The 12,295-nt window shown below is 67.1% G+C and carries 22 protein-coding genes; all 22 read right to left on the reverse strand.

Going from position 1 to position 12,295, the window contains the following annotated elements; all coding sequences use genetic code 11:
* Positions 1-42 precede the first annotated feature (42 nt).
* The 22 genes from rplO to ACFU7Y_RS27800 all read right to left on the reverse strand — a co-directional run bounded on the left by rplO (position 43) and on the right by ACFU7Y_RS27800 (position 12,027).
* The gene (gene rplO / locus ACFU7Y_RS27695; protein ID WP_030280790.1) at positions 43-495 is read right to left on the reverse strand and encodes a 50S ribosomal protein L15; all 453 of its coding nucleotides are present in this window, start codon (positions 493-495) and stop codon (positions 43-45) included.
* A gap of 2 nt (positions 496-497) precedes the next feature.
* The gene (gene rpmD, locus ACFU7Y_RS27700; RefSeq protein WP_030055835.1) at positions 498-680 is read right to left on the reverse strand and encodes a 50S ribosomal protein L30; all 183 of its coding nucleotides are present in this window, start codon (positions 678-680) and stop codon (positions 498-500) included.
* Entirely contained in the window at positions 680-1,300 is a 621-nt protein-coding gene (gene rpsE, locus ACFU7Y_RS27705; RefSeq protein ID WP_030393306.1) for a 30S ribosomal protein S5, read from the reverse strand. The genes rpmD and rpsE overlap by 1 nt, the downstream gene beginning before the upstream one ends.
* Before the next feature lie 48 nt (positions 1,301-1,348).
* A complete protein-coding gene (gene rplR, locus ACFU7Y_RS27710; protein WP_030280785.1) occupies positions 1,349-1,732 on the reverse strand; it encodes a 50S ribosomal protein L18 in 384 nt (127 codons plus the stop codon).
* A gap of 3 nt (positions 1,733-1,735) precedes the next feature.
* Positions 1,736-2,275: a 50S ribosomal protein L6 gene (gene rplF, locus ACFU7Y_RS27715; protein ID WP_224273911.1), complete on the reverse strand. Its 540-nt coding sequence runs from the start codon at positions 2,273-2,275 to the stop codon at positions 1,736-1,738.
* A 22-nt stretch (positions 2,276-2,297) separates the two neighbouring features.
* Positions 2,298-2,705 (reverse strand): 30S ribosomal protein S8, encoded by a 408-nt coding sequence (gene rpsH / locus ACFU7Y_RS27720; RefSeq protein WP_030232489.1) that lies wholly within the window; start codon positions 2,703-2,705, stop codon positions 2,298-2,300.
* A gap of 268 nt (positions 2,706-2,973) precedes the next feature.
* Positions 2,974-3,159, reverse strand: a complete 186-nt coding sequence (locus ACFU7Y_RS27725) for a type Z 30S ribosomal protein S14 (protein WP_030055830.1) — start codon at positions 3,157-3,159, stop codon at positions 2,974-2,976.
* A 4-nt stretch (positions 3,160-3,163) separates the two neighbouring features.
* Positions 3,164-3,733: a 50S ribosomal protein L5 gene (rplE, locus tag ACFU7Y_RS27730; RefSeq protein WP_153460990.1), complete on the reverse strand. Its 570-nt coding sequence runs from the start codon at positions 3,731-3,733 to the stop codon at positions 3,164-3,166.
* The gene (gene rplX / locus ACFU7Y_RS27735) at positions 3,733-4,044 is read right to left on the reverse strand and encodes a 50S ribosomal protein L24 (protein WP_030263484.1); all 312 of its coding nucleotides are present in this window, start codon (positions 4,042-4,044) and stop codon (positions 3,733-3,735) included. Before rplX ends, rplE begins: the two co-directional genes overlap by 1 nt.
* 15 nt (positions 4,045-4,059) lie before the next feature.
* A complete protein-coding gene (gene rplN / locus ACFU7Y_RS27740; protein ID WP_030232481.1) occupies positions 4,060-4,431 on the reverse strand; it encodes a 50S ribosomal protein L14 in 372 nt (123 codons plus the stop codon).
* A 102-nt stretch (positions 4,432-4,533) separates the two neighbouring features.
* Positions 4,534-4,806: a 30S ribosomal protein S17 gene (rpsQ, locus tag ACFU7Y_RS27745; RefSeq protein ID WP_030280777.1), complete on the reverse strand. Its 273-nt coding sequence runs from the start codon at positions 4,804-4,806 to the stop codon at positions 4,534-4,536.
* Complete coding sequence (rpmC, locus tag ACFU7Y_RS27750; protein WP_031063040.1) at positions 4,806-5,030, reverse strand: 50S ribosomal protein L29; 225 nt, start codon at positions 5,028-5,030, stop codon at positions 4,806-4,808. Before rpmC ends, rpsQ begins: the two co-directional genes overlap by 1 nt.
* Entirely contained in the window at positions 5,030-5,449 is a 420-nt protein-coding gene (gene rplP / locus ACFU7Y_RS27755; RefSeq protein ID WP_030457415.1) for a 50S ribosomal protein L16, read from the reverse strand. The genes rpmC and rplP overlap by 1 nt, the downstream gene beginning before the upstream one ends.
* A gap of 5 nt (positions 5,450-5,454) precedes the next feature.
* Positions 5,455-6,279 carry a 30S ribosomal protein S3 gene (gene rpsC / locus ACFU7Y_RS27760; RefSeq protein WP_097237487.1) on the reverse strand — a complete coding sequence of 275 codons (825 nt, stop codon included), beginning with the start codon at positions 6,277-6,279 and terminating at the stop codon, positions 5,455-5,457.
* Entirely contained in the window at positions 6,279-6,626 is a 348-nt protein-coding gene (gene rplV, locus ACFU7Y_RS27765; protein WP_030280773.1) for a 50S ribosomal protein L22, read from the reverse strand. Before rplV ends, rpsC begins: the two co-directional genes overlap by 1 nt.
* 55 nt (positions 6,627-6,681) lie before the next feature.
* On the reverse strand, positions 6,682-6,963 hold the full coding sequence (gene rpsS, locus ACFU7Y_RS27770; protein ID WP_224273909.1) for a 30S ribosomal protein S19: 282 nt from the start codon (positions 6,961-6,963) through the stop codon (positions 6,682-6,684).
* Between the two features lie 11 nt (positions 6,964-6,974).
* Complete coding sequence (rplB, locus tag ACFU7Y_RS27775; RefSeq protein WP_030232466.1) at positions 6,975-7,811, reverse strand: 50S ribosomal protein L2; 837 nt, start codon at positions 7,809-7,811, stop codon at positions 6,975-6,977.
* Between the two features lie 46 nt (positions 7,812-7,857).
* Positions 7,858-8,175 carry a 50S ribosomal protein L23 gene (gene rplW, locus ACFU7Y_RS27780; protein ID WP_030280768.1) on the reverse strand — a complete coding sequence of 106 codons (318 nt, stop codon included), beginning with the start codon at positions 8,173-8,175 and terminating at the stop codon, positions 7,858-7,860.
* Complete coding sequence (rplD, locus tag ACFU7Y_RS27785) at positions 8,175-8,852, reverse strand: 50S ribosomal protein L4 (protein WP_224273907.1); 678 nt, start codon at positions 8,850-8,852, stop codon at positions 8,175-8,177. The genes rplW and rplD overlap by 1 nt, the downstream gene beginning before the upstream one ends.
* Before the next feature lie 5 nt (positions 8,853-8,857).
* Complete coding sequence (gene rplC / locus ACFU7Y_RS27790) at positions 8,858-9,505, reverse strand: 50S ribosomal protein L3 (protein WP_030280762.1); 648 nt, start codon at positions 9,503-9,505, stop codon at positions 8,858-8,860.
* Between the two features lie 14 nt (positions 9,506-9,519).
* Positions 9,520-9,828 (reverse strand): 30S ribosomal protein S10, encoded by a 309-nt coding sequence (gene rpsJ, locus ACFU7Y_RS27795; protein WP_012785157.1) that lies wholly within the window; start codon positions 9,826-9,828, stop codon positions 9,520-9,522.
* A 393-nt stretch (positions 9,829-10,221) separates the two neighbouring features.
* Entirely contained in the window at positions 10,222-12,027 is a 1,806-nt protein-coding gene (locus ACFU7Y_RS27800; protein WP_380770012.1) for a hypothetical protein, read from the reverse strand.
* Positions 12,028-12,295: the final 268 nt, after the last annotated feature.

A 12,295-nucleotide genomic window follows, 5' to 3' on the forward strand; every position in this document is an offset into this window, starting at 1 on the left:
TCCCGAAGGAGGTGCGGGGCTCGTACGACGGAGTCAGCGGGCTCAGACGAGCTCGGTGACCGTACCGCCGGCGGCCTTGATCTTCTCGGCGGCCGAACCGGAGACGGCGTCCACCGTCACCTGGAGGGCGACCGAGACCTCGCCGGTGCCGAGCACCTTGACGAGCGAGTTCTTGCGAACCGCGCCCTTGGCGACCAGGTCCTCGACCGTGACCTCGCCACCCTGCGGGTAGAGCTCGGCCAGCTTGTCGAGGTTGACAACCTGGAAGGTGATCTTGAACGGGTTCTTGAAACCCTTCAGCTTCGGCAGGCGCATGTGGAGCGGCATCTGGCCACCCTCGAAGCGCTGCGGAACCTGGTAGCGGGCCTTGGTGCCCTTGGTACCACGACCGGCAGTCTTACCCTTGGAGCCCTCACCACGACCCACGCGGATCTTGTCGGTCTTGGCACCCGGGGCGGGACGCAGGTTGTGGATCTTGATCGGGTTGTCGCCCATGATCAGTCCACCTCCTCAACCGTCACCAGGTGACGGACCGTGTGGGCCATCCCGCGGATCTCGGGACGGTCCTCCTTCACCACGACGTCGTGCATGCGCTTGAGACCAAGCGAACGCAGGGTGTCACGGTGGTTCTGCTTGCTGCCGATGTACGACTTGGTCTGCGTGATCTTCAGGCGAGCCATCAGGCGCTCACCCCGGCAGCACGCGCCCGCAGCAGAGCGGCGGGGGCCACGTCCTCCAGCGGCAGGCCACGGCGGGCGGCGATCTCCTCGGGGCGCACGAGGCCCTTCAGAGCAGCCACGGTGGCGTGCACGATGTTGATCGCGTTGTCCGAGCCGAGCGACTTCGACAGGATGTCGTGGATGCCGGCGCACTCCAGGACGGCGCGCACCGGGCCACCGGCGATAACACCGGTACCGGGGGCGGCGGGCTTCAGCAGCACGACGCCGGCGGCCTTCTCACCCTGGATGGGGTGCGGGATGGTGCCCTGGATACGGGGGACCTTGAAGAAGTTCTTCTTGGCCTCCTCAACACCCTTGGCGATGGCGGCCGGAACCTCCTTCGCCTTGCCGTAACCGACACCCACGGTGCCGTCACCGTCGCCCACCACGACCAGCGCGGTGAAGCTGAAGCGACGACCACCCTTGACAACCTTGGCGACACGGTTGATCGCGACGACACGCTCGACGTAAGCGGTCTTCTCGACGGCGGGGGCGTTGCCCCGGTCGTCACGCTTACGGTCGCGCCGCTCGCCACCGGTGCCGCCACCGGCGCCGCTACCGCGGCGCTGGGGTCCAGCCATTGGAATTACCTCTCTCGTTTACGTCCGCCGACAGAGTCGACGAGCGGCTTAGAAGTCGAGCCCGGCCTCGCGAGCCGCGTCCGCCAGGGCGGCGATGCGGCCGGCGTACCGGTTGCCCGCGCGGTCGAAGACGACCGACTCGATGCCGGCGGCCTTGGCGCGCTCGGCGACCAGGCTCCCGACCTTCTTGGCCAGCTCGGTCTTGTCGCCCTCGGCGCCCTTGATGGACACATCGAGGGTGGACGCCGACGCCAGGGTGTGACCCTTGGCGTCGTCGATGACCTGGGCGACCATGTGACGGTTCGAGCGCGTCACGACGAGACGCGGACGCACCTCGGTGCCGACGACGCGCTTGCGAACGCGGATCGCGCGGCGCTTGCGAGCGGCGCTCTTGTAGGCGTTGCCCTTGCCGATCTTGACAGAGACGCTCATCGCTTACTTACCACTCTTTCCGACCTTGCGGCGGATGACCTCGCCCGCGTACTTGACGCCCTTGGCCTTGTACGGGTCGGGCTTGCGCAGCTTGCGGATGTTCGCGGCGACCTCGCCGACCTTCTGCTTGTCGATGCCGTCCACGTGGAACTTGGTGGGCGACTCGACGACGAAGGAGATGCCCTCCGGCGCGGTGATCAGGATCGGGTGGCTGTAGCCCAGCGCGAACTCCATGTCGGAGCCCTTCGCCGTGACTCGGTAACCAACACCGCTGATCTCCAGCGACTTGCGGTAGCCCGCGGTCACGCCGGTGATCATGTTCGCCACCAGCGTGCGGGTCAGGCCGTGCAGGGCCTTCGAGCGACGCTCGTCGTTCGGGCGGGAGACGAGCACGGTGCCGTCCTCGCCCTTGCCGATCTCGATCGGCTCGGCGACGACGTGGGTGAGCGAGCCCTTGGGGCCCTTCACCGAGACCGCCTGGCCATCGATGGTGACGTCCACGCCAGCGGGGACCTGGATGGGCAGCCGTCCAATGCGCGACATTGCTGTACCTCCGTTTCCCGAATTACCAGACGTAGGCGAGAACTTCTCCGCCTACGCCCTTCTTGGCGGCCTGCTTGTCGGTCAGGAGGCCGGACGACGTGGAGATGATCGCCACGCCCAGGCCGCCGAGAACCTTCGGCAGGTTGGTGGACTTTGCGTAAACGCGCAGACCCGGCTTGCTGATGCGCTTGATGCCGGCGATGGAGCGCTCACGGTTGGGGCCGAACTTGAGCTCGATGGTCAGCTTCTTGCCGACCTCGCCCTCAACGGGCTCCTCAACCTTGTAGGAGGAGATGTACCCCTCCTGCTGCAGGATCTGGGCGACGTGCGCCTTGATCTTGCTGGCCGGCATCGCCACGGTGTCGTGGTACGCCGAGTTCGCGTTACGCAGACGCGTGAGCATGTCTGCGATGGGGTCGGTCATGGTCATGATGGCCTCAGGCCTCTCTCGCCGTGGTTTCTCCGCACCAGGTCCCCCTTCCGCACTCTTCCGAGTCCGTCAGGGGCACAAGCGCAGGGGACCTACGACGTAGTAAGACTGGGTGCGAGCCCTCCCAGAAGAGGACCACGGACATCCATGGGGAAGCCGCGGCAGGGGGCCCGACCCCACTACCTTACGGGAATCCGTACGGCAGGCCCAAAACGGGCCGGTGTGGGATCGGGCACCTCTGCGTCGCTGTGTGCCTAAAGCGCCCGGATTACCAGGAGCTCTTGGTCACGCCCGGCAGCTCGCCGCGGTGCGCCATCTCACGGAGGCAGACACGGCACAGGCCGAACTTGCGGTACACCGAGTGCGGACGGCCGCAGCGCTGGCACCGGGTGTAGGCCCGGACGCCGAACTTCGGCTTGCGCTCGGACTTCGCGATGAGGGACTTCTTCGCCATTGGCTCACGCCTCCTTGAACGGGAAGCCCAGAGCGCGCAGGAGCGCCCGGCCCTCGTCGTCGGTCTGAGCGGTGGTCACGACGGTGATGTCCATACCGCGCTGACGGTCGACCTTGTCCTGGTCGATCTCGTGGAACATAACCTGCTCGGTCAGACCGAAGGTGTAGTTGCCACGGCCGTCGAACTGCTTCGGGGAGAGACCACGGAAGTCGCGGATACGCGGCAGAGCCAGCGACACCAGACGGTCCAGGAACTCCCACATGCGGTCACCACGGAGGGTGACGTGCGTGCCGATCGGCTGGCCCTCGCGCAGCTTGAACTGCGCGATGGACTTGCGAGCCTTGGTCACGGCCGGCTTCTGACCGGTGATGGCGGTCAGGTCGCGGATCGCGCCCTCGATCAGCTTGCTGTCACGGGCAGCCTCGCCGACACCCATGTTGACCACGACCTTGACCAGGCCGGGGATCAGCATGACGTTCTCGTACTTGAACTGCTCGTTCAGCTGGCCCTTGATCTCGGAGTTGTAACGCTCCTTGAGGCGGGGGGCCACCTTCTCAACAGTCGTCTCAGACATCAGATGTCCTCACCGGTTCGCTTGGCAACGCGGATCTTGTTGCCCTGGTCGTCGAAGCGGTAGCCGACGCGGGTGACGACCTTCTTGCCGTCCTTCTCCACGACCAGCTGGACGTTGGAGACGTGCACCGGGGCCTCGACGGTCACGATGCCACCCTGGGTACCCGGACCCGGCTTGGTGTGCTTCTTGACCCGGTTGACACCCTCGACGAGGACCTTGTTCTCAGCCGGCATGGCCTGGATGACCTTGCCCTGCTTGCCCTTGTCCTTGCCGGTGATGACCTGGACCAGGTCACCCTTCTTGATCTTCATGCTGTTCGCCATGGGTTAGAGCACCTCCGGCGCCAGCGAGATGATCTTCATGAACTTCTTGTCGCGCAGCTCGCGGCCGACCGGGCCGAAGATGCGGGTGCCACGGGGGTCACCCTCAGTGTTCTTGAGCACGACAGCGGCGTTCTCGTCGAAGCGGATGTACGAGCCATCCGGACGACGACGCTCCTTGACGGTACGGACGACGACGCACTTGACGACGTCACCCTTCTTCACCGAGCCACCGGGGATCGCGTCCTTGACGGTCGCGACGATGACGTCCCCGATTCCGGCGTAGCGGCGACCGGAGCCACCGAGAACACGGATGCAAAGGATCTCCTTGGCACCAGTGTTGTCGGCAACACGCAGTCGCGACTCCTGCTGGATCACAGCTTTCTCCTGATCGTCAACGAGAGTCGACGGGCCGGCCGCTGCTCACACCGGCGTCCCGCAGGGACCCGCTGCACATACGGCCGTACCACATCGGCTTCGTTACTTGGCCTTCTCGAGGATCTCGACGACGCGCCAGCGCTTCGTCGCGGACAGCGGGCGGGTCTCCGCCAGGAGGACCCGGTCGCCCACGCCGCACGCGTTCTGCTCGTCGTGCGCCTTCAGCTTGTTCGTACGGCGGATGACCTTGCCGTACAGAGCGTGCTTGACGCGGTCCTCGACGGCGACGACGACGGTCTTGTCCATCTTGTCGCTGACGACGAGACCCTCACGGGTCTTGCGGAAACCGCGCGTCTCGTTGGTGTTCTCAGTCATCAGGCGTTCTCCACCGTCTCGATGCCCAGCTCGCGCTCGCGCATCAGGGTGTAGATCCGCGCGATGTCCTTACGGACGAGCTTCAGCCGTCCGTGGTTGTCGAGCTGCCCGGTCGCCGCCTGGAAGCGGAGGTTGAACAGCTCCTCCTTGGCCTCGCGAAGCTTGGCAACGAGGGCCTCGTTGTCCAGCTGACGAAGCTCAGCAGCCTTGGTAGCGGCCGACATCAGCTTTCACCGTCCTCGCGCCGGACGATCCGGCACTTCATCGGAAGCTTGTGCGCGGCACGGGTGAGCGCCTCGCGCGCAATCTTCTCGTTCGGGTACGACAGCTCGAACATGACCCGACCCGGGTGCACGTTCGCGATCCACCACTCCGGCGAACCCTTACCGGAACCCATGCGGGTCTCGGCCGGCTTCTTGGTGAGCGGGCGGTCCGGGTAGATGTTGATCCAGACCTTGCCGCCACGGCGGATGTGACGGGTGATCGCGATACGAGCCGACTCGATCTGACGGTTCGTCACGTAGGCCGGGGTGACGGCCTGGATGCCGAACTGGCCGAACGCCAGCTCGGTGCCACCCTTGGCAGCGCCACGACGCTTCGGGTGGTGCTGCTTGCGGTGCTTGACCCTACGGGGGATCAGCATTGGGGTCAGGCCTCCGTTCCGGTGTTCTCGGCAGCCGGAGCCTCGACGGCCGGGGCCGCGGGGGCCTCGGCAGCGGCGGGACGACGGCCACGGCCACCGCGCTCGCCACCACGACGCTCGCCACCGCGGGCGGGACGACCACCCTCGGGACGGGCCGGGCGGTTGCCCGAGCGGGCAGCGGCGTTCTCAGCGCGGACCTCGGCGATGTTCTTGACGTCGCCCTTGTAGATCCAGACCTTCACGCCGATGCGGCCGAAGGTGGTCTTGGCCTCGAAGAAGCCGTAGTCGACGTTCGCACGCAGGGTGTGCAGCGGCACGCGACCCTCGCGGTAGAACTCCGAACGGCTCATCTCGGCGCCGCCGAGACGACCGGAGCACTGGACCTTGATGCCCTTGGCGCCGGACTTCATGGTGCCCTGCATCGACTTGCGCATGGCACGGCGGAAGGAGACGCGGGAGGACAGCTGCTCCGCGACGCCCTGAGCCACGAGCTGGGCGTCCAGCTCGGGGTTCTTGACCTCGAGGATGTTCAGCTGGACCTGCTTGCCGGTCAGCTTCTCGAGGTCGCCGCGGATGCGGTCGGCCTCGGTGCCACGGCGACCGATGACGATGCCGGGGCGGGCGGTGTGGATGTCGACGCGGACGCGGTCGCGGGTGCGCTCGATCTCGACCTTGGAGATGCCGGCGCGCTCCATGCCCTTCGTCATCATGCGACGAATGGCAACGTCTTCCTTGACGTAGTCCTTGTACAGCTTGTCGGCGTACCAGCGGGACTTGAAGTCCGTGCTGATGCCGAGGCGGAACCCGTGCGGGTTAACCTTCTGGCCCATTACCGGGTCCCTTCCTTGCTGCTGACGACCACGGTGATGTGGCTGGTCCGCTTGCGGATCCGGTAGGCGCGGCCCTGGGCACGCGGACGGAACCGCTTCAGGGTCGGGCCCTCGTCAACGTACGCCTCGGAGATGTAGAGGTCGTCCACGTTGGAGTGGTTGTAGTTGTGCGCGGCGTTGGCAATGGCGCTGTCGAGCACCTTGCCGACCGGCACGGTGGCGGCCTGCGGAGCGAAACGCAGGACGGCCTGGGCCTCCGTGGCATTCATGCCACGGATGAGGTCCACCACGCGGCGGGCCTTCATGGGCGTCACGCGGATGTACCGCGCCTGTGCCCTGGCTTCCATGGTTGTCCCCTTAATGGAGTAAGTCATTGAGTCTTTTTGGCGCGCAAGCTCAGGCTTAGCGACGCTTCGACTTCCGGTCTTCCTTCACGTGGCCACGGAAGGTGCGGGTCGGAGCGAACTCGCCGAGCTTGTGGCCGACCATCGACTCGGTGACGAACACCGGGACGTGCTTACGGCCATCGTGAACCGCGATCGTGTGACCGAGCATGCTCGGCGAGATCACGGAACGACGGGACCAGGTCTTGATGACGTTCTGGGTACCCGCCTCGTTCTGAACGTCCACCTTCTTGATGAGGTGGCCGTCGATGAAGGGGCCCTTCTTGAGACTGCGCGGCATCTGACCTGCTCCTAGCGCTTCTTGTTGGTCTTGCGGCGGCGCACGATGAGCTTGTCCGACGCCTTGTTCGGGCGACGGGTACGGCCCTCGGGCTTACCCCACGGCGAGACCGGGTGGCGACCACCGGAGGTCTTACCCTCACCACCACCGTGCGGGTGGTCGATCGGGTTCATGGCCACACCACGCACGGTCGGGCGGACGCCCTTCCAGCGCATACGGCCGGCCTTGCCCCAGTTGATGTTCGACTGCTCCGCGTTGCCGACCTCGCCGACGGTGGCGCGGCAGCGCGCGTCGACCAGGCGGATCTCACCGGAGGGCATGCGCAGGTGCGCCATCTTGCCCTCACGCGCCAGCAGCTGGATGCCGGAGCCGGCCGAGCGGGCCAGCTTGGCACCGCCACCGGGACGCAGCTCCACCGCGTGGATGGTGGTACCGACCGGGATGTTGCGCAGCGGCAGGTTGTTGCCCGGCTTGATGTCGGCGCCAGCGCCGTTCTCGATCCGGTCACCCTGCGCGATGCCGCGCGGCGCGATGATGTAGCGCTTCTCGCCGTCCGCGTAGTGCAGGAGCGCGATGCGCGCGGTGCGGTTCGGGTCGTACTCGATGTGCGCGACCTTGGCCGGCACGCCGTCCTTGTCGTGACGACGGAAGTCGATCACGCGGTAGGCGCGCTTGTGACCGCCACCCTGGTGGCGAGCGGTGACACGACCGGCGTTGTTGCGGCCGCCCTTGCTGTGCAGGGGGCGAACCAGCGACTTCTCCGGGGTGGACCGCGTGATTTCTACGAAGTCGGCCACGCTGGAGCCACGACGGCCCGGCGTAGTCGGCTTGTACTTGCGGATGCCCATTTGGCTCTCTCGTCCTCGTCCTAATCGACGATCACGATCTCCTGATTCAGGAGACCGGACCACCGAAGATGTCGATGCGGTTGCCCTCGGCCAGCGTCACGATGGCGCGCTTGGTGTCCTTGCGCTTGCCAAAGCCCGTCTTGGAGCGCTTGCGCTTGCCCTGACGGTTGATCGTGTTGACAGCCTCGACCTTGACCGAGAAGACCGCCTCGACGGCCTGCTTGATCTGGGTCTTGTTGGCGCCCGGCGACACGATGAACGTGTACTTGTTCTCGTCGAGGAGCGAGTAGCTCTTCTCCGAGATGACCGGCTTCACCAGGACGTCACGGGGGTCCGTGAACGTCTTGCTCGTAACGTCGCTCATCAGGCGGCGCTCCCTTCGAGCTCGCCCTCAGCGGCAACGGCCTTGGCGGACGCGGCCGGACCGGCCACGAAACGCTCGAAGGCGGCCTGGGTGAAGACCACATCGTCGGAGACGAGCACGTCGTAGGTGTTCAGCTGACCGGCGTCCAGGATGTGCACGTTCGGCAGGTTGCGAGCGGACTTCAGGCCCAGCTCGTCCTCGCGCTCGACGACCAGGAGGACGTTCTTGCGGTCGGTGATCTTGCCGAACAGGCCCTTGGCGGCCTTGGTCGACGGCGCCTCGGTCGCGGTCACGCCGGTGACGACGTGAATGCGGTTGTGGCGGGCCCGGTCGGTGAGCGCACCGCGCAGGGCGGCGGCGATCATCTTCTTCGGGGTCCGCTGCGAGTAGTCGCGCGGCACGGGACCGTGCACGACGCCACCGCCGGCGAACTGCGGCGCACGGGTCGAGCCCTGACGGGCGCGGCCGGTGCCCTTCTGGCGGTACGGCTTCTTGCCGCCGCCACGAACCTCGCCGCGAGTCTTGGTCTTGTGGGTGCCCTGACGGGCCGCAGCGAGCTGCGCCACGACGACCTGGTGCATCAGCGGAACGCTGACCTTCGCGTCGAAGATCTCGGCCGGCAGCTCGACGCTGCCGGTCTTGTCGCCAGCCGGCGACAGGATGTCAATGGTGCTCATATCCTTCACAGCCCCTTCGCCGCGGTGCGGACGAGGACGAGGCCGCCGTTCGGGCCCGGGACGGCGCCCTTGATGAGCAGCAGACCCTTCTCCGCGTCGACCGCGTGCACGGTCAGGTTCTGGGTGGTCACACGCTCGTGGCCCATCCGACCAGCCATGCGCAGGCCCTTGAACACACGGCCCGGGGTGGCGCAGCCACCGATGGAACCGGGCGAGCGGTGCTTGCGCTGGGTGCCGTGACCGGCGCCGAGACCCTTGAAGTTGTGACGCTTCATGACACCGGCGAAGCCCTTGCCCTTGGAGGTGCCGGTCACGTCGACCTTGACACCCGCCTCGAACAGCTCGGCGGTGATCTCCTGGCCCAGGGTGTACTCGGACGCGTCCGAGGTACGGATCTCGACCAGGTGGCGGCGCGGGGTGACACCGGCCTTGGCGAAGTGGCCCGCGAGGGGCTTGTTCACCTTGCGGGGGTCGATCTCGCCGAAGCCGAGCTGGACGGCGCTGTAGCCGGCCGCGCTGTCGGCGGTGTGGACCTGGGTCACGACATTCGGCCCGGCCTTGACGACGGTCACCGGGACGACCCGGTTGTTCTCGTCCCAGACCTGGGTCATGCCGAGCTTCTCGCCCAGGATGCCCTTAATCTGCTTAGCCATCTTCGGTGCGCCTCTCAGAGCTTGATCTCGATGTCGACGCCCGCCGGCAGGTCGAGACGCATGAGCGAGTCAACCGTCTTCGGCGTGGGGTCGAGGATGTCGATCAGACGCTTGTGAGTACGCATCTCGAAGTGCTCGCGCGAGTCCTTGTACTTGTGCGGCGAGCGGATGACGCAGTACACGTTCTTCTCAGTGGGCAGCGGCACCGGGCCCGCGACCTGCGCACCAGTACGGATCACCGTCTCGACGATCTTCTTCGCCGAGGAGTCGATGACCTCGTGGTCGTAGGCCTTGAGCCGGATGCGGATCTTCTGTCCCGCCATGGCTACTCAGTAGTCCTTTGTCCTTAGTCACTGCACGACTCCCCCTCCGACCCCCGCGCTCGGGCGTGTCGCACTCGCGCTTGCAAAAAACCGGCGAAGCACTTCGTCGGTTTCGAACTTTCGGGGTGGGGGGCGCCGGGCCGAGGCCCCGCATACGCTTCCCGGAAGATTCCCGTACTTTCGCCCCGCAGCTGCCGTGGCGTAGAACTCACGCTTGACGGCCATCACGGGAACGACGAGTACATGGGACTCGCTTCCGGTCCTCCCGGCGGGAGGCGCGCAGCATCGGCACTCAACCGAGCAACTTGGACATACTGCCACATGGAGCAGCCCGGATGCCAATCGGGGCCGGTGAGGCGTTCCTCACCGGCCCCGATGGGGTGACGACCCCGGTCAGTCCTTGCGCCAGAGCACCCAGTTGCGGTCCTTGTTGTACTTCGCGATGTGCCAGCCGGGCCTCGGGTCCGGCCAGCTGTCCTGCGGCAGGGCACCCTTGTACCAGCCGGCCAGGTACGCGGTGGCCTTCTCCGGCGGGTTGGAGCCGTCCTTCAGGTCGTCCGACCAGACCCGGCCCCAGTAGACCTCGTAGGCCATCGCCATCCGGGCGTCCCAGTCGAGGTCCATGTCCAGGACGACGTTGTCGCCCTTGCGCAGGCCCGCCTCCTTGGCCACTCCGACCGCCTGGTACTTGCGCTCCTTGGCATGCGGTCCGGAGACGTTGTCGGTGACGGCGATCGTCGCGTAGGCGGCGAACAGCGCCACGCAGGCCACCAGCGCGGCGACCACCCGGCGCCCGCCGGCCACCCGCAGCAGCAGGCAGGCGGCCAGCACCGCCAGCGCGCCGAAGCTCGTACGGACCATGTGCAGGCCCTCCCAGCTCGAAGCCAGGAACATGGCGTCCGGCACCGTCCACGGACTGACCCAGAGCTTGAGCTCGGCACCCGCGTACGACCCGACCGACACCTGGATGACGCCGATCACCACCGTGCCGACCAGCGCCATCCACAGCAGCGCACGGACCCCGGCCCGGAACAGCGCGGCCAGGCCGATCACCAGGAACAGCGGCACCAGCACCGCGCAGTACCGGGCGTACACCCAGTTGTCGGTCCGGTTGTTGTCCGCCAGGCCGGCCGCGGAGGCCAGCGCGGTGCCGAACAGCATGGCCACCATGGTGAAGGCCACCACCCGCTCGGCCACCGGGTACCGGCGCCGGAACACGACCACCACGCACAGCACCAGGGCGATCGCCCCGAAGCCGTACGTGGAGGTCATGAAGTACCACAGCTGCCCGAAGGTGCGGGCGATGATCGTGCCGATGTACTTGCTGTCCTCAAGGTTCTCGAAGACCTTGTTGCCGACGTCGCTCGGCGGCACGTCCTTGAACTGGCTCTCGACGAAGCCGGCCAGCAGCTTCGCGCCCAGGTACGACGCCCCGAGCGCACCGACGCCGGCCAGCGAGGCGAGCCGCGGCGCCCAGCCGAGGACCAGCACCACGACCAGGACCAGCGCGGTCAGCACCACGACCACGCCGCCGCGGTCGTGGGTGGCCAACGTGTAGCCCGCCGCCAGGCCCGTCCCCGCCGCGTACAGCGCGCGGCGGCGCGTCGAACCGGGCGAGAGCCAGCCGTGCATCGCGATCAGCCAGGCCAGCAGGAGCACCGGGAGCACGGTGTCCGACATGGCGAACTGGGAGTAGAAGATCACCGGCGGCACCAGGGCCACGGCGGTGCCCACCAGGTACGCCTGCGGCCGGGAGAGGCCCACCCGGCGCGCCGCCGCCACGGCGAGCGGGAACACCAGCGCGTTGAGCACCGCGTTGATGACCATGACCAGGTGGTACGCGGTGGCCGGGTTGTCGGCGATCCGCAGCGCCGGCGAGATCAGCAGCGGGTACCCGCCGGGGATCACCACCCCGACCGGCATCTCGGTCGTCGGCCGGCCGGCCAGCACCCGCGCTATCACCAGGTAGGAGTCCTCGTCGGCGTGCACCGACGGGAAGTAGTTGTGGATCGACAGCACCAGGCGGAACGCCACCTGTCCGCCGTACCCGAGCAGCAGGGCCACCGGCCAGAACCAGCGGTGGGCGGCCAGCGCCCGCAGCCGGGCCGGCACGGCCGGGGTGCCGGGCGCGTTCGTGCCGCCGTCCTCACCCCGGTCCGGCCCGTCGGACGTGCGGGCAGAGTCGATCAGCGGCTGCACCGAGACACTTCCCTACTTGTGTGAGTTGACGATCTCGTCATGACCGGCTCCGGGCGGCGCCACGGTTTCCGCCACCACTCGTCGAAGCGCATCGGCAGTGTGCCACGCGGCGATCGGCCGGAGCCAACGCGCTCCTCCCCCACGGACGACAACGGCCCGCTCGGGAACGGCGGTTCGGCCCTTGCTGGATTCCCCTCGGCCGGGTGACAGCCCGCACCGGGAACGCGAACGGCACTGGGCCGGCAGTCCGGACTCCGGACTGTCGGCC

Source organism: Kitasatospora sp. NPDC057542 (assembly GCF_042801945.1).
In the GTDB taxonomy this organism is placed as follows: domain Bacteria; phylum Actinomycetota; class Actinomycetes; order Streptomycetales; family Streptomycetaceae; genus Kitasatospora.

Excerpts from the sequence above, each read along its gene's own strand:
- rplO (WP_030280790.1), bottom strand. The coding sequence starts at position 495 with ATGGGCGACAACCCGATCAAGATCCACAACCTGCGTCCCGCCCCGGGT.
- rpmD (WP_030055835.1), bottom strand. The coding sequence starts at position 680 with ATGGCTCGCCTGAAGATCACGCAGACCAAGTCGTACATCGGCAGCAAG.
- rpsE (WP_030393306.1), bottom strand. The coding sequence starts at position 1,300 with ATGGCTGGACCCCAGCGCCGCGGTAGCGGCGCCGGTGGCGGCACCGGT.
- rplR (WP_030280785.1), bottom strand. The coding sequence starts at position 1,732 with ATGAGCGTCTCTGTCAAGATCGGCAAGGGCAACGCCTACAAGAGCGCC.
- rplF (WP_224273911.1), bottom strand. The coding sequence starts at position 2,275 with ATGTCGCGCATTGGACGGCTGCCCATCCAGGTCCCCGCTGGCGTGGAC.
- rpsH (WP_030232489.1), bottom strand. The coding sequence starts at position 2,705 with ATGACCATGACCGACCCCATCGCAGACATGCTCACGCGTCTGCGTAAC.
- ACFU7Y_RS27725 (WP_030055830.1), bottom strand. The coding sequence starts at position 3,159 with ATGGCGAAGAAGTCCCTCATCGCGAAGTCCGAGCGCAAGCCGAAGTTC.
- rplE (WP_153460990.1), bottom strand. The coding sequence starts at position 3,733 with ATGTCTGAGACGACTGTTGAGAAGGTGGCCCCCCGCCTCAAGGAGCGT.
- rplX (WP_030263484.1), bottom strand. The coding sequence starts at position 4,044 with ATGAAGATCAAGAAGGGTGACCTGGTCCAGGTCATCACCGGCAAGGAC.
- rpsQ (WP_030280777.1), bottom strand. The coding sequence starts at position 4,806 with ATGACTGAGAACACCAACGAGACGCGCGGTTTCCGCAAGACCCGTGAG.
- rpmC (WP_031063040.1), bottom strand. The coding sequence starts at position 5,030 with ATGTCGGCCGCTACCAAGGCTGCTGAGCTTCGTCAGCTGGACAACGAG.
- rplP (WP_030457415.1), bottom strand. The coding sequence starts at position 5,449 with ATGCTGATCCCCCGTAGGGTCAAGCACCGCAAGCAGCACCACCCGAAG.
- rpsC (WP_097237487.1), bottom strand. The coding sequence starts at position 6,279 with ATGGGCCAGAAGGTTAACCCGCACGGGTTCCGCCTCGGCATCAGCACG.
- rplV (WP_030280773.1), bottom strand. The coding sequence starts at position 6,626 with ATGGAAGCCAGGGCACAGGCGCGGTACATCCGCGTGACGCCCATGAAG.
- rpsS (WP_224273909.1), bottom strand. The coding sequence starts at position 6,963 with ATGCCGCGCAGTCTCAAGAAGGGCCCCTTCATCGACGGCCACCTCATC.
- rplB (WP_030232466.1), bottom strand. The coding sequence starts at position 7,811 with ATGGGCATCCGCAAGTACAAGCCGACTACGCCGGGCCGTCGTGGCTCC.
- rplW (WP_030280768.1), bottom strand. The coding sequence starts at position 8,175 with ATGAGCGACGTTACGAGCAAGACGTTCACGGACCCCCGTGACGTCCTG.
- rplD (WP_224273907.1), bottom strand. The coding sequence starts at position 8,852 with ATGAGCACCATTGACATCCTGTCGCCGGCTGGCGACAAGACCGGCAGC.
- rplC (WP_030280762.1), bottom strand. The coding sequence starts at position 9,505 with ATGGCTAAGCAGATTAAGGGCATCCTGGGCGAGAAGCTCGGCATGACC.
- rpsJ (WP_012785157.1), bottom strand. The coding sequence starts at position 9,828 with ATGGCGGGACAGAAGATCCGCATCCGGCTCAAGGCCTACGACCACGAG.